The following is a 21,836-nucleotide window of genomic DNA, read 5'->3' on the forward strand; positions in this document are numbered from 1 at the left end:
CCTCAACTTCGTTACGCAGGAGAGCAATCCCATGGCTGAAGTCCTCGTCTACGTCGACCACGTGGACGGTGCCGTCCGCAAGCCCACCCTTGAGCTGCTGACGCTGGCCCGCCGCATCGGCGAGCCCGTCGCCGTCGCCCTGGGCAACGGCGCCGCCGACACCGTCGCCGCCCTCGCCGAGCACGGCGCGGTGAAGGTACTCACCGACGACGCGTCCGAGTACGCCGACTACCTGGTCGTGCCGAAGGTCGACGCGCTCCAGGCCGCCGTCGAGGCCGTCTCCCCGGCCGCCGTGCTGGTCCCGTCCTCCGCGGAGGGCAAGGAGGTCGCCGCCCGTCTGGCGCTGCGCATCGGCTCCGGTCTGATCACCGACGCCGTCGACCTGGTGGCCGGGACCGAGGGTCCCGTCGCCACCCAGTCGGTGTTCGCCGCGTCGTACACCACCAAGTCCCAGGTCACCAAGGGCACCCCGGTCATCACGGTCAAGCCGAACTCGGCCGCCGTGGAGGCCGCCCCGGCCGCCGGCGCGGCCGAGGCCCTGTCGGTGACCTTCTCGGAGAAGGCGACCGGCACCAAGGTCACCGGCCGCACGCCGCGCGAGTCCACGGGCCGCCCGGAGCTGACCGAGGCCGCGATCGTGGTCTCCGGCGGCCGTGGCGTCAACGGCGCGGAGAACTTCGCGCTGATCGAGGCCCTCGCCGACTCCCTCGGTGCCGCCGTCGGCGCCTCGCGTGCCGCGGTGGACGCGGGCTGGTACCCGCACACCAACCAGGTCGGCCAGACCGGTAAGTCGGTCTCGCCGCAGCTCTACATCGCCAACGGCATCTCCGGTGCGATCCAGCACCGCGCCGGCATGCAGACCTCGAAGACGATCGTCGCGGTCAACAAGGACCCCGAGGCCCCGATCTTCGACCTGGTCGACTACGGCGTGGTCGGCGACCTCTTCGAGGTCGTCCCGCAGCTCACCGAGGAAGTCAAGACCCGCAAGGGCTGACCCCCGCCGCTGAACGAGGCCCCCGGAACCCACACGGTCCCGGGGGCCTCGCCCTGTTGTTGACCCGCCGGAATCGCCCTGGATACCGTCCGTCAACGGTTTGTCGAGGCCGGAGGGTGTGGGAATGGGTCGGCAGGAGCATGTGAGGACGACTCTCGGCGCGGAGGTCGGCAAGGAGGTCGACGGGCTTCTCGCGCCCGTCGACGAGGAGTTGGCGCTCCGTTATCCCGGCGACCCTGGCACGCGTCAGCCCGTGCACACCGTGTATGTGCCCGGCGATGTGTTCGAGGCGGGCACCGTCCGCGAGTGGGGCGACCGGGCGCTGGCCGCGCTCGACGAACACGCGCCGGACGCGGGCTCGTTCGCGGCCGTGCTCGGGCTGGACGGGGAACTCGCCGGGCCGGTGTACGAGCGGGTCCGGGCCAAGCTGGAGCGGGAGCCCGTGGAAGATCTGCGGGTCGACTTCGAGGACGGGTACGGGCACCGGCCGGACGCCGAGGAGGACGAGGACGCCGCGCGTGCCGCCCGGCTCCTCGCGGAGGACGCGCCCCCGTACCTGGGTGTGCGGGTGAAGTGCATGGAGGCGGGGATGCGCGAGCGGGGCATCCGTACGCTCGACGTCTTCCTCACCGGGCTGATGGCGGCAGGAGGGCTGCCCGAGGGGCTGAACCTGACGCTGCCGAAGGTGACGTACGCCGAGCAGGTCGCGGCGTTCGCCCGCGTGCTGGACGCCTTCGAGCGGGCGCACGGGCTGGAGGCCGGGAGGCTCGGCTTCGAGATCCAGATCGAGACCAGCCAGGCGATCCTCGCCACGGACGGCACCGCCACTGTCGCCCGCATGATCCAGGCGGCCGAGGGCCGGGCCACCGGACTGCACTACGGCACCTTCGACTACAGCGCCGCCCTCGGCGTCTCCGCCGCCCACCAGGCACCCGACCACCCCGCCGCCGACCACGCCAAGGCGGTGATGCAGGTCGCGGCCGCCGGCACCGGCGTACGCGTCTCGGACGGCTCCACCAACGTGCTGCCGGTCGGCCCCACCGCGCAGGTCCACGACGCCTGGCGGCTGCACCACCGGCTCACCCGCCGCGCCCTGGCCCGCGCCTATCACCAGGGCTGGGACATGCACCCCGGCCATCTGCCGACCCGGTACGCGGCCGTCTTCGCCTTCTACCGCGAGGGCTTCGCCCAGGCGGCGGCCCGCCTCGCCGCCTACACCGCGCGTGCCCAGGGCGACGTGCTGGACGAGCCCGCCACCGCACGGGCGTTGAGCGGTTACCTGCTCCGGGGGCTGCACTGCGGCGCCCTGGACAGTGCGGAGGTGACGGCCGCGAGCGGGCTGAGCCGGGCCGGGCTGGAGCAGTTGGCGGCCGTCCGCCCCCAGTGACGCCCTCAGCCCGCCGGAGGCAGTTCGCCCGAGCCCCGAGTGATGAGGCGGGTGGGGAGTTCGAGGCGTTCCGGGGTGCCGAGGGCGCCGTCGAGGCGCTGGAAGAGGCGGTCGGCGGCGGTCCGGCCCAGGGCGGCCGCGTCCTGGGCGACCACCGTCACGCCCGGCTGGAGCAGATCGGCCAGCTCGAAGTCGTCGAACCCGACCAGGGCGACCGGCCGGGCGTGCTCGGCCAGGACCCGGATCACGGTGACCGTCACCCGGTTGTTGCCGGTGAAGACGGCGGTGACCGGGTCGGACCCGGAGAGCATCTCCTCCGTGGCCCGCCGCACCCGCTCCGGATCGGTCGCCCCCAGCGACATCCAGCCCTCCGCGACCGGTATCCCCGCGTCCTTCATCGCCGCCCGGTAACCGCGCAGCCGCTCGGCGGCCGTGTGGATGCGGGGCATGTCACCGATGAAGCCGATGCGGCGGTGGCCGTGCGCGATCAGATGGGCCACCCCGTCACGCGCGCCGCCGAAGTTGTCCGACAGGACCACGTCCGCGTCGATGCCCCCGGCCGGCCGGTCCACGAACACCGTGGCCACGCCCGCCCGGATCTCCGGCTCCAGATAACGGTGGTCGTCCCCGGCCGGGATCACCACCAGACCGTCCACCCGCCGCGCGCACAGCGCGAGCGCCAACTCCTGCTCCCGCTCCGGGTCCTCCGCGCTGGACCCGTTGATGAGCAGCGCCCCGTGCGCGCGGGCCACCTCCTCGACGGCGCGGCTGAGCGGCCCGTAGAAGGGGTCCGCGAGGTCCTCCAGCACCAGGCCGATGCTGGCGGTGCGGCCCTTGCGCAGCACCCGCGCGCTGTCGTTGCGCCGGAAACCCAGCGCCTCGATCGCCTCCCGCACCCGCCGCTCGGTGTCCGGGGTGACACCCGGCTCGCCGTTGACCACGCGGGACACCGTCTTCAGGCCGACCCCGGCCCGTGCGGCCACGTCCTTCATGGTGGGCCGGTTGCCGTAACGGCTGCCGTGGGCGCGGTCTGCTCGGCGGGTGGTCTCGGGCACGGTGCGGTGTCCTGTCCTGTTGTCCGGGGGTGTCGCGGGGTGGTGCGGGGAATCAAAGGCCGGTACAAGCATGTGGCGTCGAGCATAGAGCCTGGACAACGTTGTCAGGTGCGAGAGAGACTGTCCACCGCCGTCCCGGCCCGCGCCCCCACCGCGACCAGGCCAGGAGGCCCACCGGAACCCGACCTACGGCTCGACGGGGAGACCAGACTCAGATGCACACCGACCTCGTGGCGGCCCTGGACATCGGCGGTACCAAGATCGCCGGTGCGCTGGTGGACGGCCATGGCCGGATTCAGGCGCGCACGCAGCGCGCGACGCCCGCGCGACAGGACGGCGAAACGGTCATGCAGGCCGTCGAGCAGGTGCTCGGCGATCTCGCCGCCTCGCCGTTGTGGGGACGCGCCTCCGTGATCGGCATCGGCAGCGCCGGGCCGGTGGACGCCTCGGCGGGCACCGTGAGCCCGGTGAACGTGCCGGGCTGGCGCGGCTTCCCGCTGGTCGACCGGGTACGCGCGGCGACCGGCGGACTCCCGGTCGAGCTGATCGGCGACGGGGTCGCCATCACCGCCGCCGAACACTGGCAGGGCGCCGCACGCGGTCACGACAACGCCCTGTGCATGGTGGTCTCCACCGGCGTCGGCGGCGGACTGGTCCTCGGCGGGCGCCTGCACCCCGGCCCCACCGGCAACGCCGGTCACATCGGCCACATCAGCGTCGACCTGGACGGCGAGCCCTGCCCGTGCGGCGCGCGCGGCTGCGTGGAGGGCCTGGCCAGCGGCCCCAACATCGCCCGCCGTGCCCTGGCGGACGGCTGGCGGCCCGGCCCGGACGGCGACACCTCCGCCGCCGCCGTCGCCGACGCGGCCCGCCGGGGCGACCCGGTCGCCGTGGCCTCCTTCGAGCGGGCCGCGCAAGCCCTCGCGGCCGGGATCGCGGCGACGGCGACCCTGGTCGAGATCGACATCGCGGTGATCGGCGGCGGCGTCGGCAAGGCGGGCGACGTGCTCTTCGCCCCGCTGCGCAAGGCCCTCGCGGACTACGCCACCCTCTCCTTCGTCCAGCGGCTCACCGTGGTGCCCGCGCAGATGGGCACCGACGCCGGCCTGGTCGGTGCCGCGGCTGCCGCGCTGGCCCTCAGGCCGGACACCACCGCCGCCGGGGTCTGAAAGGCCGCGCGTGGCCACGGGGGCGCCCCCGTGGCCACGGCCGGTTCAGCAGCTCAGCCGGGCGTCCGCCCAGTCCGCGTGGTCGGAGTCGATGCCGTCGCCCCCGTCGGTGACGACCAGCCGCACCACTTGCGCGCCGGTGACATCGGCGGTGAGCGGCTCGGCGGGGTCGGCGTTGGTCAGCACGCCCGTCGACGCGGCCTTCACCCCGTCCGCCCAGATCTCGAACGCCACGCTGCCCTTTGCGCCCTTCTCGTCGTCCACGCCCACCTCGGCGGTGACCTTCGCGCAGCGCCGCCCGGCGTAGTACGCGACCTCGCTGGCCGCGTGCACCCCGAGCCCCTTGGCGTACACCGTGGAGCCGATGGTGAGGGGGGAGCCGTCGCCCGCCGCGTCCTCGCCGTTGCTGGTGTCCCGCTCCACCGGCCCCCACCCACCAGCCGCCGACAGCCACGGCAGATCGCTCAGGTACGAGGTCCCGGAAGGTGGCGGCACCACCACGGACGCGGTCACCGGCAGCTCGCTGGTGACCCGCTCCCCGGCGGGCGAGCGGTACCGCACGCGCAGCGAGAAGGCGTACGACCCGACAGGCGTCCCCGGTGGAGCCGTCACCCGCCAACGGGTGCGCAGGGAAGCCCCGTTGGGCAGGTTGGCCGCCGTGGCGGGGGAGAGGGCGCGTACGGTCCAGCCGTCCGGGCCGGTCAGCGCGGCCGAGACCTCGCGAGCCGGGGTGCGGCCCAGGTCGGTGACGGTGCCGGTGAGGGTGGCCGGGGTGTCCCGCTCGATGAAGGGTGCCTCGTCCAGGCCGAGTTCGACAGCGGGCGGGTGCTCCGCCCAGTGGCCGTCGGCCGACACCCGGAGCAGGACGGTGCCGTGGGCCGGGACGGTGGCCGCGATGGTGCCCGCCGTGTTGGCGTCCCGGTGCTGCCAGAGGTCGCGCTGGGTGTAGCCGGGGGCGCGGGGCAGGCCCACTGCCGCGGCGCTGGTGGCGACGCGCTGAGCGGTCCCGGACTCGTTGAACAGGGCGACCGCGCGGCTGCCGTCCGCCATCTCCTTGGCGACGACCCAGCGCCCGCCCGCACTGGAGACCACCGTGCCCTGCCGGCCCAGCGGGTCCTGGTCGACCGCGATGACCTCCTTGTTGCCCAGGATGTCCAGGGTGGCGGGGGAGGCGGTGCGCAGGTCGGTGCCGATGAGCAGCGGGGCCGCCATGACCGCCCAGAGCGAGAAGTGCGAGCGGTACTCGGTGTCCGTCATCCCGCCGTTGCCGACCTCCAGCATGTCGGGGTCGTTCCAGTGGCCGGGGCCGGCGTACGGGGCGAGGGGGAGGTTCTGCTTGAGGATGGAGAGCATCGACCCCCAGTTGTCGCTGATGTCCCCGGTGGTGCGCCAGAGTTGGCCCACGTCGGAGGCCCACTCCCAGGGCTTGTTCTCGCCCCACTCGCAGATGCTGTAGACGATCGGCCGCCCGGTGGCCCGCAGGGCGTCACGCATGGTGCCGTAGCGCCGACGGGCATCCACGCCCTGGTTGTTGCAGTTGTCGTACTTCAGGTAGTCCACGCCCCAGTCGGCGAACTGCCGGGCGTCGCTCACCTCGTGGCCCAGCGCGCCGGGGAAACCCGCGCCGTCGCAGGTCTTGGTGCCGGCGCTGGTGTAGATGCCGAGCTTGAGGCCCTTGGCGTGGACGTAGTCCGCGACCGCCGAGATGCCGTGCGGGAAACGGGCCGGGTCCGGCACCAGCTTGCCGTCGGCGTTCCGCTGGGGGAGCGCCCAGCAGTCGTCGAGATTGACGTACTGGTACCCGGCGTCCTTGAGGCCCTTGCTCACGAAGAGGTCGGCGATGCCCTTGACCATGTCCTCGTTGAACTCGGCCCGGCAGTGCGTGGAGTTCCAGTTGTTGAAGCCCATGGGCGGGGTGAGGGCCAGGCCCTCGGCTTGGGCCGCGGGCGGCGCGGCCGTGGCCGGGGCGGCGAGACCGCCCGCGCTCAGCAGCGCCGTCAGGAGTAAGGCGGCTGCTCGGATGCGGTGCGTGCGGGGACGAGGGTGACGCATCGTCGACGTTCCTCCGGCTCGCGGCAGACAGGGACGGGCACCGGTGCGCGATCACGGTAGGACGTGTCCGAGTCTGTTGGAAGGGGTGGGACAGACACGTTCGGTCCTGTTGGTTCGGCTGGCCGAAACCCGTACAGCGTGACCCCTCGGGCCGTCCGGCAGTTGATCACGGCATGAAGAAGCGCAGCATGCTCGCCATCGCCAGCCTGGCCACCGGATTCGTGGTGGCCGCCCTCACCCCGTCCCACGCCGCGGAGAACGCCGGCCTGAGCGACCTCAAGGTGGACGACACCCTGAGCGCCGTCGACCACATCGTGAGCCAGGACAGCTTCGACGTGGACGAGGGCGCGCTCGGCCGGTAACGGCCGGAACCGATCGCCGACACGGTGCCGGGACCCCTGCTCCAGGGGCCCCGGCACCGTGCTGTGCGCCCTCAACTGCGCGTGGTTTCCGTGACAGGGTGGAACGGGCAAGCCCCAGGGGGCCAACAGAAGAGGGGGAACCGTGACCGTCGTCTGGATCAACGGCGCGTTCGGTGCGGGAAAGACCACCACCGCACGGGAATTGATCGAACTGATCCCGAACAGCACGCTCTTCGACCCCGAGCTGATCGGCGCGGCGCTCGCGCGCCTGCTGCCGGCCAAGCGCCTCGCCGAGGTCGACGACTTCCAGGACCTGCCGATCTGGCGCCGCCTGGTGATCGACACCGCCGCCGCGCTCCTCGCCGAGCTGGGCGGGACCCTGGTGGTCCCCATGACCCTGCTGCGCCAGGAGTACCGCGACGAGATCTTCGGCGGCCTCGCCGCCCGCCGGATCTCGGTGCGCCATCTGCTGCTCACCCCGGCCGAAACGATTTTGCGCCAGCGCATCGCCGGACGTGAGCCCTCGCCGGGCGTGCCCGACGCCGAGATGCGCGAGCGGCAGTGGGCGTACGACCACATCGAGCCCTACCGCGCCGCCCTCGCCTCCTGGCTCACCGCCGACGCGTACCCGGTCGACACCAGCCGGCTCACCCCGTACCAGAGCGCCGTCCGCATCATGGAGGCCGTGGGCAGCGGTGCCGCCCAGCCCTGCGACATCGTGCAGACCCCCGAACCGGCCGGCGAGACCCTGGCCGCCGGGGTGCTGCTCTTCGACGCGGAGGACCGGGTGCTGCTGGTCGACCCCACCTACAAGCCGGGCTGGGAGTTCCCCGGTGGGGTGGTCGAGCGGGGGGAGGCCCCGGCCCGCGCCGGGATGCGGGAGGTCGCCGAGGAGGTCGGGATACGGCTGCGGGAGGTGCCCCGCCTGCTGGTGGTCGACTGGGAGCGCCCCGACCCGCCCGGCTACGGCGGACTGCGCCTCCTCTTCGACGGCGGCCGTCTCGGCCCCGACGAGGCCGCCCACGTACTGCTGCCCGGCCCGGAACTGCGCGCCTGGCGCTTCGCCACCGAACGCGAGGCCGCCACCATGCTCCCCCCGGTCCGCTACGAACGCCTCCGCTGGGCCCTCAGAGCCCGCGAACGCGGCGCCGCGCTGTACCTGGAGGCGGGGATGCCGGTCGGCTGAAAGACGCTCACGGGACCAGTACCACCTTGCCGAGATTGCGGCGCTCCTCGATGACCCGGTGGGCTCGCGCCGCCTCGTCGAGGGGGAACTCGGCGTGCACGGGAGCGCGCAGGGCGCCGTCCGCGTGGTGGCGCCACAGGTCGGCCAGCCAGGAAGCGTACCGCTCGGGGTTCTCGCGGGCGATCCGTGCCATCTGGAAGCCGGTCACGGAGGCGCTGCGGACGAGGAGTTGATAGGCGTCCACGGTGCCGCCTCCCGAGCTGAAGGCGACCAGCCGGCCGCCGGGTGCGAGGGCGCGCACCGCCGGTCCGAGGAGGTCGCCGCCGACCCCGTCCAGGACCACGTCGACCGGCTCGCCCCAGGAGGCGTCGCCGTACAGGACGACGCCGTCGGCACCGAGGGAGCGGACGAAGTCCGCCTTCTCCGCCGTACTCACGGCTGCGACCACGCGAGAGGCGCCGCCCGCCCGCGCGTGCTGGAGCGCGAGGCAGCCGACCGCGCTGGCCGCCGCCGTCACCAGCACGGCGTCGCCGGGCCGGGGGCGCCCTGCCTCGTACGCACCGCGCGCCACCAACCCGCTGCGGACCAGCGCGACAGCCTCGACGGCGCTCGCCCGGTCCGGGACGCGCGAGGTCATCGCCTGCTGGAGCACGGCGAGTTCGGCGTACGCGTGCGAGAAGCAGAGGCCGGTGACCCGGTCACCCACCGCGAACCCGGTGACCCCCTCACCGGCGGCCACCACGCGGCCCGCGATCTCCCCGCCCGGAGACCCCGGCTGCTCCGCCGCCTCGCGCACCTTGCGGACCGTGGGCAGGGTCACCCCGATCGCCTCGGCGCGTACGAGGATCTCCCCCGGCCCGGGTTCGGGGGCGGCCACATCCTCGGTGATCAGCTCGCCGTCCATCTCGTACCGGACACGACGCACGGGCACACCTCCGGGAACCATTGGGAAGGCCAACGGATGGAACCGTATAGGCAACTCTGTTGGGAAGTCCAATGAGTTGGGCGGTAGGCTGCCCGGCATGCCGCGCACCGAACGCCTCCGTGCCCTCGCACACATCGAGTCCCTGCCGAGCTGGCTGGCCGGACGGGTGGCCGCGCGCGGCCGGGACCTGGTCGCCGGGGCCATAGCGGGTGAGGGGTTGAAGCTGCCGCAGCACGCGGTGCTCGCGGCAGTCGCCGAACACGGGCCGGTCGCCCAGGCGGACCTGGTGCGCCGCCTCGGCTTCGACCCCAAGGACGTGGTCCTGCTGGTCAACCACCTCGAAACGGCCGGACTCGCGGTACGCGCCCCCGACCCCGGCGACCGCCGCAAGAACGCCGTGACCGTGACCCCGGCGGGCCTGGAGACCCTGCGGCGCTGCGCCGAACTGGCCGATCGGGCCAATGCCGAACTCCTCGCGCCGCTCAGCGCGGAGGAGGGGCGTCAACTCATGGAACTGCTACGGCGCGTCCACGAGGCATAGCCCGTGGACGCGCCGCATTGGGGTCAACCCGCTCAGTTCGCCGCGTAGTTGTTCAGGAACAGGGCCTCCGCCACCGAGAGGCGCTCCAGTTCCTCGGGGGAGACGCTTTCGTTGACCGCGTGGATCTGGGCCTCCGGCTCGCTCAGGCCGATGAGGAGGATCTCCGCCTCCGGGTAGAGGCCGGCGAGGGTGTTGCAGAGCGGGATCGAGCCGCCCTGGCCCGCGTACTGCATGGTCTCGCCGGGGTAGGCGGCCGCCATCGCGTCGGCCATCGCCTGGTAGGCGGGGCTGGTGGTGTCGGCGCGGAACGGCTGGCCCTGGCCGACCTGCTCGATGCTCACCCGCGCGCCCCACGGCACATGGGCCTCCAGGTGGGCGGTGAGCAGCTTGGTCGCCTCGGCGGCGTCCACGCCCGGCGGCACCCGGAGGCTGATCTGCGCGCGGGCACTGGACTGCACCGACGGGGTGGCGCCCACGACCGGCGGGCAGTCGATGCCGATGACGGTCACCGCCGGACGCGCCCACAGGCGGTCGGCCACCGAGCCGTCACCGATCAGCTCGACGCCGTCCAGCACCTTGGCGTCCGAACGGAACTGCTCCTCACCGTACTCCAGGCCCTCCCAGCGGGCGTCGGCCGTCAGACCGTCCACGGTGGTCGAACCGTCCTCGGCGCGCAGCGAGTCCAGCAGGCGGATCAGCGCGGCGAGCGCGTCCGGGGCGGCGCCGCCGAACTGGCCCGAGTGCAGGTTCCCGGCCAGGGTGTCGACCTGGACCCGGAGCATCGTCATGCCGCGCAGGGTGGTGGTCGCCGTCGGCAGGCCCACCCGGAAGTTGCCGGTGTCACCGATCACGATGGTGTCCGCCGTCAGCAGCTCCGGGTGCGCTTCCGCGTACCGCTCCAGACCGCCCGTGCCCTGCTCCTCGGAGCCCTCCGCGATCACCTTGACGTGCACCGGCACTCCGCCGTTCGCCTTGAGCGCGCGCAGCGCCAGCAGGTGCATGATCAGGCCGCCCTTGCAGTCGGCCGCGCCGCGCCCGTACCAGCGTCCGTCCCGCTCGGTCAGCTCGAACGGAGGCGTGGTCCAGCCGGTCTCGTCCAGCGGGGGCTGCACGTCGTAGTGGGCGTAGAGCAGCACGGTCTTCGCGCCCTCGGGGCCGGGCAGGTAGCCGTACACCGACTGGGTGCCGTCCGGGGTGTCCAGGAGTGCCACGTCGGTGAAGCCCTCGGCGGTGAGCGCGTCCACGATCCAGTTCGCGGCGCCCTCGCTCTCGCTCCTCGGGAACTGCTCGAAGTCCGCCACCGACCTGAAGGCGACCAGCTCGGTCAGCTCCGCCTTGGCGCGGGGCATCAGCGAGGCGACGGTCTCGGCGACCGGATTCGACGACATGGGCACGACTCCTCATGGGGTTATGACGTTGAACTGCTGGAATACACCGATCCTCCCACAGCGGCCCACTCCGGGGACCGGCCGTAGGATGCGTGGGACATGGGGGTTCCCCGCCCCGTGTCAGCGGTGCACCGGGGGAGCGGCAGCGGCTTGATCGGAGCGATGGACCATCGTGAGCGGCGAGAACACTTCGGCGGAGGATGAGCGGCGGGTCTGGGACGTCGTCGTGGTCGGCGCGGGACCCGCGGGCGCCTCGGCGGCCTACGCGGCGGCCGTCGCCGGCCGCCGGGTGCTGATCCTGGAGAAGGCGGAACTGCCCCGCTACAAGACGTGCGGCGGCGGCATCATCGGCCCCTCGCGCGACGCGCTCCCGCCCGGCTTCGAACTTCCCTTCAGGGACCGGGTGCACGCGGTCACCTTCTCCCACAACGGCCGTTTCACCCGGACCCGCCGCTCCCGGCAGATGCTGTTCGGGCTGATCAACCGGCCCGAGTTCGACCAGCGGCTGGTGGAGCACGCCCAGAAGGCGGGCGCCGAGGTGCGTACCGGCGTCACCGTGCAGCGCGTGGAGCAGCACGGCTCGGCCGTCCCCGACCGGCGCACCGTCGCCGTGGTCCTCCAGGGCGGCGAGACGGTACTGGCCCACGCGGTCGTCGGCGCGGACGGCAGCGCCAGCCGGATAGGGGCCCATGTCGGGGTCAAGCTGGACCAGGTCGACCTCGGTCTCGAAGCCGAGATCCCGGTGCCGGACACCGTCGCCGAGGACTGGAAGGGCCGCGTCCTCATCGACTGGGGCCCGCTGCCCGGCAGTTACGGCTGGGTCTTCCCCAAGGGCGACACGCTCACCGTCGGCGTGATCTCCGCGCGCGGCGAAGGTGCGGCCACCAAGCGGTACTTGGAGGACTTCATCGCCCGGCTGGGCCTCGCCGGCTTCGAACCGAGCATCTCCTCCGGGCACTTGACCCGCTGCCGCGCCGACGACTCCCCGCTCTCCCGCGGCCGGGTGCTGGTCTGCGGCGACGCGGCCGGACTGCTGGAACCCTGGACCCGGGAGGGCATCTCCTTCGCGCTGCGCTCCGGGCGTCTCGCGGGGGAGTGGGCGGTACGGATCGCCGAGGCCCACGATGCGGTCGACACCCGCCGGCAGGCCCTGAACTACGCCTTCGCCATCAAGGCGGGGCTCGGCGTGGAGATGAGCGTCGGCAAGCGGCTGCTGGCCGCCTTCGAGCGCCGTCCCGGTGTCTTCCACGCCGGGATCACCGGCTTCCGGCCCGCGTGGAAGGCGTTCCGGGACATCACCACCGGCGCGACGACGCTCGGGGAGATGGTCAGGTCCCGTCCGCTCGCCCAGCGGACGCTGGCCGCGCTGGACCGGGGGCGGACCACGCCGGAGATCCAGCCGGTGCAGCCGGAGCAGGGGGACACCGTCAGTCCGTGACGGTGATCCGGAACACCGGGTGGTCGGAGGCGGCCGCGAGGATCTCCGCGTCGGAGCTGCTCGCGGTCACCCCGGCGAAGAACTTGTCCACCTGCCAGCCCCAGCGCTCCAGGTAGGTCCGCAGGACCGGGAGCTTCTCCGCGTCGGGCAGCTCCACCGCGCGGAACGGCCGCACCTTCCGGCCGACCCGCAGCTCACCGCCGTGCGCCGCGCGCATGTTGCGCACCCACTGGGAGTGGCCGCGCGCCGAGACCAGGTACCGCTCGCCCCCGTAGGTGTGCGGGTTGACCGGGATGCGCTGCATCTCGCCGCTCTTGCGGCCGCGCACCGACAGCTCCGCGCTGCCCGCGAGGCTGACACCGAGGCGGGCGAGCTTGCCGACCAGCCCGTTGAACCACGTACCGAGCGGGCTTGCCTTCAGGTAGTACGGCGCGGACGACATGACGACCCCCAGGGGTTCGGGAGAGCGGTGCTCTCGCTTCGAGTTCCAGTGTGCCGAGATCGGTGCTCTCGCGCAAGAGCAGTGCTCTGCTTTGTGTGCACTGCTCCGACTCATGGCACACTGACCCGCATGAGCACCGCAGAGGGCGCCCGCGCGCGGGCCAGGACCGAGGTCACCGCGGCCATCAAGGACGAGGCCCGCAGACAGCTCGCCGCCGAGGGCGCGGCGAAGCTCTCGCTGCGCGCCGTGGCCCGCGAACTGGGCATGGTGTCCTCCGCGCTCTACCGGTACTTCCCGAGCCGCGACGACCTGCTGACCGCGCTGATCATCGACGCCTACGACTCGCTCGGCGAGGCGGCCGAGACCGCCCACGCCGGCGTCCCCGAGGGGGAGTTCATGCGCCGCTGGACGGCCGCCTGCGAGGCGGTACGCGGCTGGGCACTGGCCCACCCGCACGAGTACGCGCTGATCTACGGCTCGCCCGTACCCGGATACGCCGCCCCCGCCACCACCATTCCGTCCGCCGCGCGGGTCGCCATGGTCCTCATCGGCGTCGTCCGTGACGCCGACCGGGGGCCCGGCCTCACCGGACTGTCGCTCCCCGCCGAGCTGTGGCCCGAGGCCGAGCGCATGGCGGCCGACATCGCCCCCGAACTGCCGGTGGAGGCCGCGCCCGCCATGGTCGCCGCCTGGGCGGAGCTGTTCGGGCTGGTCGGCTTCGAGCTGTTCGGGCAGTTCGAGCAGGTGGTGGCCGACCGCGAGCGCTTCTTCCGCCACGCCGTGACCCGGCTCGGCACGAGTGTGGGCCTGCCCGCCGCCTGATCCGGCGGCCTCAGACGGCCAGCACCCGCACGCCCGCCTCCTCGAACCGGCGCACCGTCTCCGGGGCGACCGCGGTGTCCGTCACCAGCGTGTCCACCGGCTCCGGGCCGCAGATCCGGGCGAACGCCCGCCGTTCCAGCTTGCTGGAGTCGGCCGCGACCACCACCCGCTCGGCGCGCTCGCACAACAGCCGGTTGACCGCCGCCTCCGACTCGTCGTGCGCCGCCGCGCCGTGCACCGGGTCGAAGGCGCCCACCCCGAGCACCGCCACGTCCAGCGTGACCGCGCCGAGCACCCCGTCCGCGAGCGGACCGACCAGCTCGAACGACTGCGGACGCGCGACCCCGCCGGTCACCACGATCTTGAACTGCGGCCGTACGGCGAGTTCCCCCGCGATGTTGAGCGCGTTGGTGACCACGGTCAGCGCGGGCGAGCCGGCGGCCAGGTCGGGGCGCACGGCCAGCGCGCGGGCCACCTCCGTGGTCGTCGTGCCCCCGGTCAGTCCCACCGCCTCGCCCGGCGCCACCAGATCCGCCACCGCCGCCGCGATCCGCTGCTTCTCGGAGGCGTGCCGGGCCGTCTTGTAGCGGAGCGGCAGCTCGTACGACACCCCGTGCGCCACCGCCCCGCCCCGCGTCCGTACGAGCATCCGCTGCTCGGCCAGCCCGTCGAGGTCCCGGCGGATGGTCGCCGCCGACACCGCCAGCTCGGCCGCCGCCTCCTCGACCTCCAGCCGGCCCCGCTCCGCGAGGAGTTCGAGCAGTGCCTGCCAGCGGGTGTCCCGCGCCATCGGGTCTCCGTTCCTGTGATCTCCCGGCGACCCTAACGCACCGTCCGAATCCCGTCCCGATGCTTGATTGTGCTCGAAAGTCGGCAGTACCTTGCACGAACGATCATCCTGGGGAGGGTGTGGCATGAGCCATGTCGAGGACGAGCTGAGCAGCCAGCCCGAGTGCTGGGAGCGGGCGGCGCGGGAGGCGGGCCCGCACCGGGCGGCCCTGCCCGTGCCGGGGGAGCGGGTCGCGGTCGTCGGCTGCGGGACGTCGTACTTCATGGCGGAGGCCGTGGCCGCGCTGCGCGAGGACGCCGGGCAGGGCGAGACGGACGCCTTCGCCGCCTCGGAGTTCCCGCGCGGCCGGGCCTACGACCAGGTCATCGCCCTCACCCGCTCCGGCACCACCACCGAAGTGCTCGATCTGCTGGCCCAGTTGAAGGGCACGGCACGGACCACCGCGATCACCGCCGACCCCGAGACGCCCATACGGCAGGCCGCCGACGATCTCGTGGTCCTCGACCACGCCGATGAACGCTCCGTCGTGCAGACCCGGTTCGCCACCACCGCCCTCACCCTGCTCCGCGCCCACCTCGGGCTGCACACTCCGGCCGCCGTCACCGACGCCCGCGCTGCCCTCACCGACCCGCTGCCCGAAGGGCTCGTGGAGCGACGGGAGTTCACGTTCCTCGGCCGGGGCTGGACCGTGGGACTGGCGAACGAGGCGGCGCTGAAGATGCGCGAGGCGTCGCTGTCCTGGACCGAGGCGTATCCGGCGATGGAGTACCGGCACGGCCCGATCAGCATCAGCACCGAGGACACCGCGACCTGGACGCTCGGCCCGGCACCCGAGGGGCTCGCCGAGCAGGTGCGCGCGACCGGCGCGTTGTGGATCGAGGGCGGACTCGACCCGCTCGCCGAACTGATCCGCGTCCAGCGTCTCGCCGTCGCCGTGGCCGCCGCCCGGGGACTCGACCCCGACCGGCCCCGCCACCTCACCCGCTCGGTGATCCTCACCCCCTGAACGCGGAAGGGACCAGCCGTCGTGCCCCTCACCACCACCGGTGAACTGATCACCCGAGCCGCCCGACTCCGCACCGCCGTGGCCGCGTTCAACATCATCACCCTCGAACACATCGAGGCCGCCGTCATCGGAGCCGAGACCGCCGGAGCGCCCGTCGTGCTCCAAGTGAGCGAGAACGCGGTCAAGTTCAGGAACGGAAACCTCCAGCCCCTCGCCCGCGCCGCCGTCTCCGCCGCCGAACAGGCCGCCGTACCCGTGGCGTTGCACCTCGACCACGTCCAGAGCGACGGCCTCCTGCGCCGCGCCCCGGACGCCGGGTTCAGCTCGGTGATGTACGACGCCGCGCGCCTGCCCTACGCGGAGAACCTGGCCACCACCCGGACCGCCGCCGACTGGGCGCATTCCCAAGGGCTCTGGATCGAGGCGGAGTTGGGTCAGATAGGTGGCAAGGGCGGCAGACCCCCGCTGGATGCCCACGCCCCCGGCGCCCGTACCGACCCCGCCGAGGCGCGGGACTTCGTCGCGCGGACCGGTGTCGACGCGCTGGCCGTGGCCGTCGGCAGCAGCCACGCCATGACCACCCGCACCGCGACTCTGGACCACGCCCTGCTCAAGCGGCTCTCCGCCGAACTGGCCGTACCTCTGGTGCTGCACGGCTCCTCGGGCGTGCCGGACGACGAGCTGGTGGAGGCGGTCGAGGGGGGCATCGGCAAGGTCAACGTCGGTACCGCCCTCAACACGGCCCTCACCGGAGCCGTCCGCGACCACCTCGGCCGGCACCCCGAGACCGTCGACCCGCGTACCTACCTCGCCGGTGGCCGGTCGGCCATGGCCGACGAGGTGGCCCGGATCATCCGCGTACTCGGGCGGGCGGGCGCTAGCCCTTCTTGACCGCCTTCAGCACGACGAACTTCGGGTCGCTCGCCACCAGTTCACAGTTGCCGAACAGCCGCTTCAGCTTCACGTGGTAGCCCAGGTGCCGGTTGCCGATCACCCACAGCTCGCCGCCCGGGCGCAGCGCCCGCTCGGCACCGGTGAACATCCGCCAGGACGTGGCGTCGCTGGTGGCCTGGTGGGAGTGGAAGGGCGGGTTGTTCAGCACCAGGTCCACGCTGCCGGACGCCACCCCGGCCAGCCCGTCCCCGACCCGGAACTCCGCGTGCCCCGGCACCCCGTTCGCCTTGTACGTGGCCTCCGCCGAGGCGACGGCCTGGAACGACTCGTCCACGAACAGCACCTCGGCCTCCGGGTCGGCCAGCGCCACCGCCGTACCCACCACACCGTTGCCGCAGCCGAGGTCCACCACCCGGCGCCCGCGCGTCTCCGGCAGGTGCCCCAGGAAGAACCGGGTGCCGATGTCCAGCCGGTCGGCGCAGAAGACGCCCGCGTGATTGACCACCGGCCGCCCCGACGCCGCCCCGACCCCGTCCGGCAGGGTGTAGCCGTACGGCCAGGGGTTGTCCGGCGCGACGAGCGACGGGTCCGGGGTGCAGAAGATCAGCCGGGCCTTCTGCTCGGCCAGCGAGGTGCGGGTCGGCCCGAGAATCCGCTCGAACAGCTTGAGCGTGGACGTGTGGATCTCCTTCACCATGCCGGTGCCGACCACCACCGTCCCCGCGTGCACGGCGGGCGCCAGCCGCAGCAACTGGTCCTCCAGCAGCGCCAGGCTCTTGGGCACGCGCACCAGCAGCACGTCCACCCGCTCCGGCACCGGGTCCTGCGTGGTCAGCAGCCGCACCGCGCCGGGACCGACCCCGGCCCGCGCCAGGTTCGCCCGCGTGGCCTCCTGGCTCAGGAAGGAGTCGGTGATCTGCGTCGGCCGGTGCGCGGCGAGCGCCGTCGCCAGCGCGCCCCAGCGGTCGCCGAGCACCACGACCTCGCCCGACAGATCCACCCCTTCCCCGGCCAGATGCCGCAGCAGATACGCGTCGGAGGCGTCCCAGGCACGCAGCCGGTCGCGGGGATCGTCGGGGAAACGGGACAGTTCGGTCTCGCCCCACGGAGTCGTCATGCGGTCGTTCATCGCCCCCAGGCTAGCCGAGCCCCAGCTCAGGACCGGTCGGCCGTCCTAGGGGGTGTCTCGTCGGTCATGCCGGGCTCGCGGCGTCTGGCACCGCACCTCGCCGCGTTGTCGTCGGTCCCCGATGCTCCGCATCGACTCCCTCCTCCGCCTTGCGATGCACGGCACCGGACGCCGCTCCCTGATCCGGCCCGACCGACGAGACACCCCCTGAGGGAGGATGGGCGCATGGACGTGGAACTCTTCCCGCGGGAGCGGGCCGAAGCCGCGCCGGGCGCCGTGCACGTCCCGCACTGGCTGGACGCGGACCGGCAGCGCGCGCTGCTCACCGCCTGCCGCGAGTGGGCCCGCCCGCCGGCCGGACTGCGCACCGTCCGCACCCCCGGCGGCGGCACGATGACCGCCCAGCAGGTCTGCCTCGGCTGGCACTGGTACCCCTACGCCTACGCCCGCACCGTCGTTGACGGCGACAACGCCCCCGTCAAACCCTTCCCGGCCTGGCTCGACGAGCTGGCCCGGAACGCGGTCGCCGACGCCCTCGGCCCGCAGGCGGTCCCCGGCGACCCCTACGACATCGCCCTGATCAACTTCTACGACGGCGACGCCCGCATGGGCATGCACCGCGACGGCGACGAACGCTCCGAGGCCCCGGTGGTCTCCCTCAGCCTGGGCGACACCTGCGTCTTCCGCTTCGGCAACACCGAGACCCGTACCCACCCCTACACGGACGTGGAACTGCGCAGCGGTGACCTCTTCGTCTTCGGCGGCCCCTCCCGCCTCGCCTTCCACGGCGTCCCGCGCGTGCTCCCCGGCACCGCGCCGCCCGGGCTGGGCCTGACCGGACGGCTCAACATCACCCTCCGGGTGAGCGGGCTGACCGCCCCTGCCGGCTGACCATGTCACATCGGTCACGAGACAGGTCACGACCGGCACGGATCATGCGAGACTCGCCCCCATGAGCGGCACGGCGGACCCCCGGAAGGCGGGGGCAGGACCCATCTCACGGGCGCGGCTGGACCGGGGACGCGGTGCCCTCGGCCCCGCGCTGGAGCTGGTGCACACCGGACGCGCCCCGACCCGCGCCGTGCTCACCGCCGAACTCGGCGTCACCCGCGCCACCGCCGGTGCCGTCGCCGCCGAACTGGAGGCGCTCGGCCTGATCAGGGTCGACGCTCGCCCCAGTGCCCCCGCAGGCTCCCAGGGCCGCCCCTCGCACCGCCTGGAGGTCGCCGAGGACGGGCCCGTGGCGCTGGCCGCGCAAGTGCACACGGACGGCTTCCGGGCCGCCCTGGTCGGCCTCGGCGGACGGATCGTGGCGACCACGCCCGGCTGCGAGACCGTCGACGCCGACCCGGCCAAGGTGCTCGGCGCCGTGGTGGAGGCGGGCGCCGACCTGTTGCGCGCCACGGGCCGCCGCTGCGTGGGCGCCGGGCTCGCCGTCCCGTCCGCCGTCGCCGAACCCGACGGGCTCGCCCTCAACCCCCTCCACCTGGCCTGGCCCGCCGGAGAACCGGTGCGCCGCATCTTCACCGACCTCGTGCACGCCGCAGGGATCACCGGCCCCGCCTTCGCGGGCAACGACGTCAACCTCGCCGCCCTCGCCGAACACCGGCACGGCGCGGGCCGGGGCGCCCGGCACCTGCTGTGCGTGGCCACGGGCCACCGTGGCGTCGGCGGCGCGCTCGTCCTCGACGGCCGCCTGCACACCGGGAGTTCGGGCCTCGCCCTGGAGGTCGGCCACCTCACCGTCAACCCGGAGGGCCGCGTCTGCCACTGCGGCAGCCGGGGCTGTCTCGACGTCGAGGCCGACCCGCTCGCCCTCCTCATGGAGGCCGGACTCGACCCCGGCCCCGAGGTGTCCCTCCTGGCCCAGGCCGACGACCTGCTGCGCACCCGGTACACCGAGCCCGCCGTACGCGCCGCCGCCGAGACCCTGATCGACCGGCTCGGCCTGGGGCTGGCCGGACTGGTCAACATCCTCAACCCCGACCGCGTCATCCTCGGCGGACTGCACCGGGGCCTGCTCAACGCCGACCCCGAGCGGCTGCGCGCCGTCGTCGCCGAGCGCAGCCTGTGGGGACAGAGCGGGAGCGTGCCCATCCTGCCGTGCACCCTGGACCACGACAGCCTGGTCGGCGCCGCCGAACTCGCCTGGCAGCCGGTCCTCGACGACCCCCTCGCGGCCCTGCGGTGACGGCGGAGCTGTGGGACGTCTCCCGCCTCCGCTTCGCGGAGACCGCCCCGCCCGCCCTCACCGCCGCCCAGCGCACGACGATGGACCACCGCTGGGCAGCCGCCGTACGCGCCAACCCGACCCTGTTCGACGGGCCCGTGGCCGCGCTCACCGGGTTCGAACGGGACGACGCGGGCGGCCTGTCGGTCTCCTGGACGAGGCTGACGTACCGCTTCCGCGTCCTGCGCGGGCTTCCGGACGCGCCGGCCGTCGCGGGGCTGTTCGTGGCGGTGCTCCAGCCCTGTGACGACGGGCGCCTGCTGGTGGGGCGGATGTCATCCACCACCTCGGCCCCCGGCCGGTGGCAGCCACCCGGTGGCACGCTCGAACCTCCGGGCGACGGTGCCGCGTTGGACCTGGATGCGCTCCGGGTCCACGCGGCCCGTGAACTGGCGGAGGAGACCGGCTCCGACGCCCCCGCCGACGCCCTCGTACCGGGCCCGGTGGTCCGTGGTGCTCGGGGCAGCTTGGGCTTCCTCTTCAGCGCCCCGCCGCGTCCCGCGCGCGAACTGCGGGAGCGCCACGCGGAATTGGCGCGCGCCGAGATCGCCTCGGGGGTGGACCCCGAGTTCGACCGGGTGGAGTTGATCGGCTCGCTGTCCGAACTCCGGGCGCTGCCAGGGCCGTTGGCGTCCTACCTGGAGTTGGCGGCCGGGCGGTTCTTCGGCGCGTAGTGCGGCACGGCCCGGTACGGCGCACGGGCGCGGTACCGGGTGCGTCGTGCCGGTCGGTCAGCCGGGGACGGCCGATGTCGCGGGAGCCGCTGCCGCCACCACGGGCTCGGGCGCGGCGTGTGCCACGGCCGGTTCGGGGGCCACGGGTTCGGGTGCCGCGTGGGCCAGGGCGGGCTCCGGTGCCGGGGTACCGGCGGGAGCGTGGGCCACGGCGGGCTCGGGGGAGCGGGCCGGACCGTGCGCCACCGAGGGCTCGGGTGCCGGGGCGTGGACCACGACCGGCTCGGGTGCGCGGACCGGTGGCTGGACGGTGAGCGGGGCGGGCTCGGGCCGCTTCTCCGTCGCGCGTGGCGGCTTCGGCGCCGTTGGACGCGGGGCCGGGGCGGCGGTCGCGGACAGCACGAACCACACGACCTTGCCGTCCTCGCCGTCCGGCCGGCACCCCCAGCTCTCGCTGACGGCGGCCACCATGACCAGCCCCCGCCCGCAGGTGGCGAGCGGTCCGGCGTCCGACGCCTCGGCGCCGTCGGCCACCACGGGAAGGCGTGGGTCGCGGTCGCGGACCGAGACGGTGAGCCGGTCGGACTGGAACTCCAGCTCCACGGTGCACGACTTGTCGGGCCGGGCATGTCGGTGGACGTTGCTCAGCAGCTCGGTCACACCGAGCGCGGCCCGGTCTATCAGTGGGTCCAGACGCCAGTAGCGCAATTGCGCAGATACGATTCTGCGGACCTGGCCGATCCGCGACGGCAGGGCTTGGAGCTCCACCGTGCAGTGCCTGTTCGGGTAACTGATCACGGCTGCGACTCCCCGGTGTGAGGTCCGGATTGACCGGAGGAACACGGAGAACAACGGAAATCCGGGAGGGCGCCGGCGTCCCTGTGACCGCCTGCCGTCGAGGCCGACGGGCTGGTCCGCAGCGTTACCTCCGGTAAACCCAGAGTGACTGAGATCAGCGTGCCGCAGTGCCCGCCCTCCCGCAACTCGCCACGGTGGCCCGCAGGTCAGCCACCCCGACCGGCGGCCCGGCGCACCGCTTCGATGAACCGGCGGGCGGCTGGCGGCCCCGGCTCACCCGGAGCGGCGTCACGTTCGGTGAGCGTGAGCTGGTAGCGGTGGCCGTTCAGCTCGGCCTGCGCCCGGCCCTGTGGGGCGAACCACGGTCTGGAGGCCCGTACGGTCCCGACGGGGGCGCTGTCGATCTCGCTGCCCTCACTGGTGAGCAGCTCCACCCTGCCGTCGCTGATCCGGACCCGGCCCGCCCGCGTCAGCGAGCGCACCCCCTTGCCGATGCGCACGCCTCTCGCCGTGAACTCCGGCTCCGCCATCCCGCACCGCCCCCTCGCGCGTAC

22 protein-coding genes are annotated in these 21,836 nt (G+C 73.6%); 13 read left to right on the top strand and 9 right to left on the bottom strand.

The features are described 5' to 3' along the window. Positions 1–31 precede the first annotated feature (31 nt). Together OG448_RS27735 and OG448_RS27740 are read left to right on the top strand one after the other, a co-directional pair. Positions 32–994: an electron transfer flavoprotein subunit alpha/FixB family protein gene (locus tag OG448_RS27735; protein WP_405557799.1), complete on the top strand. Its 963-nt coding sequence runs from the start codon at positions 32–34 to the stop codon at positions 992–994. Positions 995–1,118: 124 nt separating this feature from the next. Beyond that, the gene (locus tag OG448_RS27740; protein WP_405557801.1) at positions 1,119–2,381 is read left to right on the top strand and encodes a DUF6986 family protein; all 1,263 of its coding nucleotides are present in this window, start codon (positions 1,119–1,121) and stop codon (positions 2,379–2,381) included. A gap of 5 nt (positions 2,382–2,386) precedes the next feature. Here OG448_RS27740 and OG448_RS27745 read toward each other — a convergent pair whose 3' ends face one another. Beyond that, complete coding sequence (locus tag OG448_RS27745) at positions 2,387–3,436, bottom strand: LacI family DNA-binding transcriptional regulator (protein WP_405557803.1); 1,050 nt, start codon at positions 3,434–3,436, stop codon at positions 2,387–2,389. Between the two features lie 215 nt (positions 3,437–3,651). Between OG448_RS27745 and OG448_RS27750 the strand changes: the two genes are divergently transcribed. After that, entirely contained in the window at positions 3,652–4,605 is a 954-nt protein-coding gene (locus OG448_RS27750; RefSeq protein ID WP_405557805.1) for an ROK family protein, read from the top strand. 45 nt (positions 4,606–4,650) lie between these two features. Here OG448_RS27750 and OG448_RS27755 read toward each other — a convergent pair whose 3' ends face one another. Continuing rightward, positions 4,651–6,657: an NPCBM/NEW2 domain-containing protein gene (locus OG448_RS27755; protein ID WP_405557807.1), complete on the bottom strand. Its 2,007-nt coding sequence runs from the start codon at positions 6,655–6,657 to the stop codon at positions 4,651–4,653. A 173-nt stretch (positions 6,658–6,830) separates the two neighbouring features. Here OG448_RS27755 and OG448_RS27760 point away from each other — a divergent pair, with 173 nt between their 5' ends. Then, positions 6,831–7,019, top strand: a complete 189-nt coding sequence (locus OG448_RS27760) for a hypothetical protein (RefSeq protein ID WP_405557808.1) — start codon at positions 6,831–6,833, stop codon at positions 7,017–7,019. A 142-nt stretch (positions 7,020–7,161) separates the two neighbouring features. Further along, positions 7,162–8,205, top strand: coding sequence for an NUDIX domain-containing protein (locus tag OG448_RS27765; RefSeq protein ID WP_405557810.1), 1,044 nt, complete (start codon positions 7,162–7,164; stop codon positions 8,203–8,205). Between the two features lie 7 nt (positions 8,206–8,212). Here the strand turns inward: OG448_RS27765 and OG448_RS27770 are convergent, their stop codons facing one another. Further along, positions 8,213–9,130, bottom strand: coding sequence for a zinc-binding alcohol dehydrogenase family protein (locus tag OG448_RS27770; protein ID WP_405557812.1), 918 nt, complete (start codon positions 9,128–9,130; stop codon positions 8,213–8,215). Positions 9,131–9,227: 97 nt separating this feature from the next. Here OG448_RS27770 and OG448_RS27775 point away from each other — a divergent pair, with 97 nt between their 5' ends. Continuing rightward, positions 9,228–9,671, top strand: coding sequence for a MarR family winged helix-turn-helix transcriptional regulator (locus OG448_RS27775; protein WP_405557814.1), 444 nt, complete (start codon positions 9,228–9,230; stop codon positions 9,669–9,671). Positions 9,672–9,703: 32 nt separating this feature from the next. Here OG448_RS27775 and OG448_RS27780 read toward each other — a convergent pair whose 3' ends face one another. After that, entirely contained in the window at positions 9,704–11,059 is a 1,356-nt protein-coding gene (locus OG448_RS27780; RefSeq protein WP_405557816.1) for a dipeptidase, read from the bottom strand. Positions 11,060–11,231: 172 nt separating this feature from the next. Between OG448_RS27780 and OG448_RS27785 the strand changes: the two genes are divergently transcribed. After that, a complete protein-coding gene (locus OG448_RS27785; protein WP_405557818.1) occupies positions 11,232–12,497 on the top strand; it encodes a geranylgeranyl reductase family protein in 1,266 nt (421 codons plus the stop codon). Here the strand turns inward: OG448_RS27785 and OG448_RS27790 are convergent. Continuing rightward, positions 12,487–12,939: a nitroreductase/quinone reductase family protein gene (locus OG448_RS27790; RefSeq protein ID WP_405557820.1), complete on the bottom strand. Its 453-nt coding sequence runs from the start codon at positions 12,937–12,939 to the stop codon at positions 12,487–12,489. The two genes, OG448_RS27785 and OG448_RS27790, sit on opposite strands and share 11 nt — an antisense overlap. Before the next feature lie 129 nt (positions 12,940–13,068). Between OG448_RS27790 and OG448_RS27795 the strand changes: the two genes are divergently transcribed. Then, a complete protein-coding gene (locus tag OG448_RS27795; RefSeq protein WP_405557822.1) occupies positions 13,069–13,761 on the top strand; it encodes a TetR/AcrR family transcriptional regulator in 693 nt (230 codons plus the stop codon). A gap of 10 nt (positions 13,762–13,771) precedes the next feature. Here the strand turns inward: OG448_RS27795 and OG448_RS27800 are convergent, their stop codons facing one another. Next, entirely contained in the window at positions 13,772–14,551 is a 780-nt protein-coding gene (locus OG448_RS27800) for a DeoR/GlpR family DNA-binding transcription regulator (RefSeq protein ID WP_405557824.1), read from the bottom strand. Positions 14,552–14,675: 124 nt separating this feature from the next. Between OG448_RS27800 and OG448_RS27805 the strand changes: the two genes are divergently transcribed. After that, positions 14,676–15,557 carry an SIS domain-containing protein gene (locus OG448_RS27805; RefSeq protein ID WP_405557826.1) on the top strand — a complete coding sequence of 294 codons (882 nt, stop codon included), beginning with the start codon at positions 14,676–14,678 and terminating at the stop codon, positions 15,555–15,557. 21 nt (positions 15,558–15,578) lie between these two features. Further along, positions 15,579–16,448, top strand: a complete 870-nt coding sequence (locus tag OG448_RS27810; protein ID WP_405557828.1) for a ketose-bisphosphate aldolase — start codon at positions 15,579–15,581, stop codon at positions 16,446–16,448. On the opposite strand, the gene OG448_RS27815 is transcribed toward OG448_RS27810, so the two are convergent. Continuing rightward, the gene (locus tag OG448_RS27815) at positions 16,435–17,568 is read right to left on the bottom strand and encodes a methyltransferase (protein ID WP_405559003.1); all 1,134 of its coding nucleotides are present in this window, start codon (positions 17,566–17,568) and stop codon (positions 16,435–16,437) included. The genes OG448_RS27810 and OG448_RS27815 overlap by 14 nt on opposite strands. Positions 17,569–17,805: 237 nt before the next feature. Between OG448_RS27815 and OG448_RS27820 the strand changes: the two genes are divergently transcribed. The 3 genes from OG448_RS27820 (at position 17,806) to OG448_RS27830 (ending at position 20,484) form a co-directional block, all read left to right on the top strand. After that, positions 17,806–18,471, top strand: a complete 666-nt coding sequence (locus OG448_RS27820; protein ID WP_405557829.1) for an alpha-ketoglutarate-dependent dioxygenase AlkB family protein — start codon at positions 17,806–17,808, stop codon at positions 18,469–18,471. Between the two features lie 61 nt (positions 18,472–18,532). Further along, positions 18,533–19,771, top strand: a complete 1,239-nt coding sequence (locus OG448_RS27825; RefSeq protein WP_405557830.1) for an ROK family protein — start codon at positions 18,533–18,535, stop codon at positions 19,769–19,771. Then, on the top strand, positions 19,768–20,484 hold the full coding sequence (locus tag OG448_RS27830; protein WP_405557832.1) for an NUDIX domain-containing protein: 717 nt from the start codon (positions 19,768–19,770) through the stop codon (positions 20,482–20,484). The genes OG448_RS27825 and OG448_RS27830 overlap by 4 nt, the downstream gene beginning before the upstream one ends. Before the next feature lie 57 nt (positions 20,485–20,541). Here the strand turns inward: OG448_RS27830 and OG448_RS27835 are convergent, their stop codons facing one another. Both OG448_RS27835 and OG448_RS27840 read right to left on the bottom strand, forming a co-directional pair. After that, positions 20,542–21,192: an ATP-binding protein gene (locus tag OG448_RS27835; RefSeq protein WP_405557834.1), complete on the bottom strand. Its 651-nt coding sequence runs from the start codon at positions 21,190–21,192 to the stop codon at positions 20,542–20,544. Between the two features lie 296 nt (positions 21,193–21,488). Beyond that, entirely contained in the window at positions 21,489–21,812 is a 324-nt protein-coding gene (locus tag OG448_RS27840; RefSeq protein WP_405557836.1) for a hypothetical protein, read from the bottom strand. Between the last annotated feature and the right edge of the window lie 24 nt (positions 21,813–21,836).

It is taken from the genome of Streptomyces sp. NBC_01171, assembly GCF_045039805.1.
Lineage (GTDB): Bacteria > Actinomycetota > Actinomycetes > Streptomycetales > Streptomycetaceae > Streptomyces.

Bases quoted from the DNA above. Each gene is read 5' to 3' on its own strand.
- OG448_RS27755 (WP_405557807.1), bottom strand. From the start codon at position 6,657: ATGCGTCACCCTCGTCCCCGCACGCACCGCATCCGAGCAGCCGCCTTA.
- OG448_RS27780 (WP_405557816.1), bottom strand. From the start codon at position 11,059: ATGTCGTCGAATCCGGTCGCCGAGACCGTCGCCTCGCTGATGCCCCGC.
- OG448_RS27735 (WP_405557799.1), top strand. From the start codon at position 32: ATGGCTGAAGTCCTCGTCTACGTCGACCACGTGGACGGTGCCGTCCGC.
- OG448_RS27740 (WP_405557801.1), top strand. From the start codon at position 1,119: ATGGGTCGGCAGGAGCATGTGAGGACGACTCTCGGCGCGGAGGTCGGC.
- OG448_RS27805 (WP_405557826.1), top strand. From the start codon at position 14,676: ATGAGCCATGTCGAGGACGAGCTGAGCAGCCAGCCCGAGTGCTGGGAG.
- OG448_RS27795 (WP_405557822.1), top strand. From the start codon at position 13,069: ATGAGCACCGCAGAGGGCGCCCGCGCGCGGGCCAGGACCGAGGTCACC.
- OG448_RS27815 (WP_405559003.1), bottom strand. From the start codon at position 17,568: ATGACGACTCCGTGGGGCGAGACCGAACTGTCCCGTTTCCCCGACGAT.
- OG448_RS27790 (WP_405557820.1), bottom strand. From the start codon at position 12,939: ATGTCGTCCGCGCCGTACTACCTGAAGGCAAGCCCGCTCGGTACGTGG.
- OG448_RS27820 (WP_405557829.1), top strand. From the start codon at position 17,806: ATGGACGTGGAACTCTTCCCGCGGGAGCGGGCCGAAGCCGCGCCGGGC.
- OG448_RS27775 (WP_405557814.1), top strand. From the start codon at position 9,228: ATGCCGCGCACCGAACGCCTCCGTGCCCTCGCACACATCGAGTCCCTG.
- OG448_RS27840 (WP_405557836.1), bottom strand. From the start codon at position 21,812: ATGGCGGAGCCGGAGTTCACGGCGAGAGGCGTGCGCATCGGCAAGGGG.
- OG448_RS27800 (WP_405557824.1), bottom strand. From the start codon at position 14,551: ATGGCGCGGGACACCCGCTGGCAGGCACTGCTCGAACTCCTCGCGGAG.
- OG448_RS27760 (WP_405557808.1), top strand. From the start codon at position 6,831: ATGAAGAAGCGCAGCATGCTCGCCATCGCCAGCCTGGCCACCGGATTC.
- OG448_RS27750 (WP_405557805.1), top strand. From the start codon at position 3,652: ATGCACACCGACCTCGTGGCGGCCCTGGACATCGGCGGTACCAAGATC.
- OG448_RS27825 (WP_405557830.1), top strand. From the start codon at position 18,533: ATGAGCGGCACGGCGGACCCCCGGAAGGCGGGGGCAGGACCCATCTCA.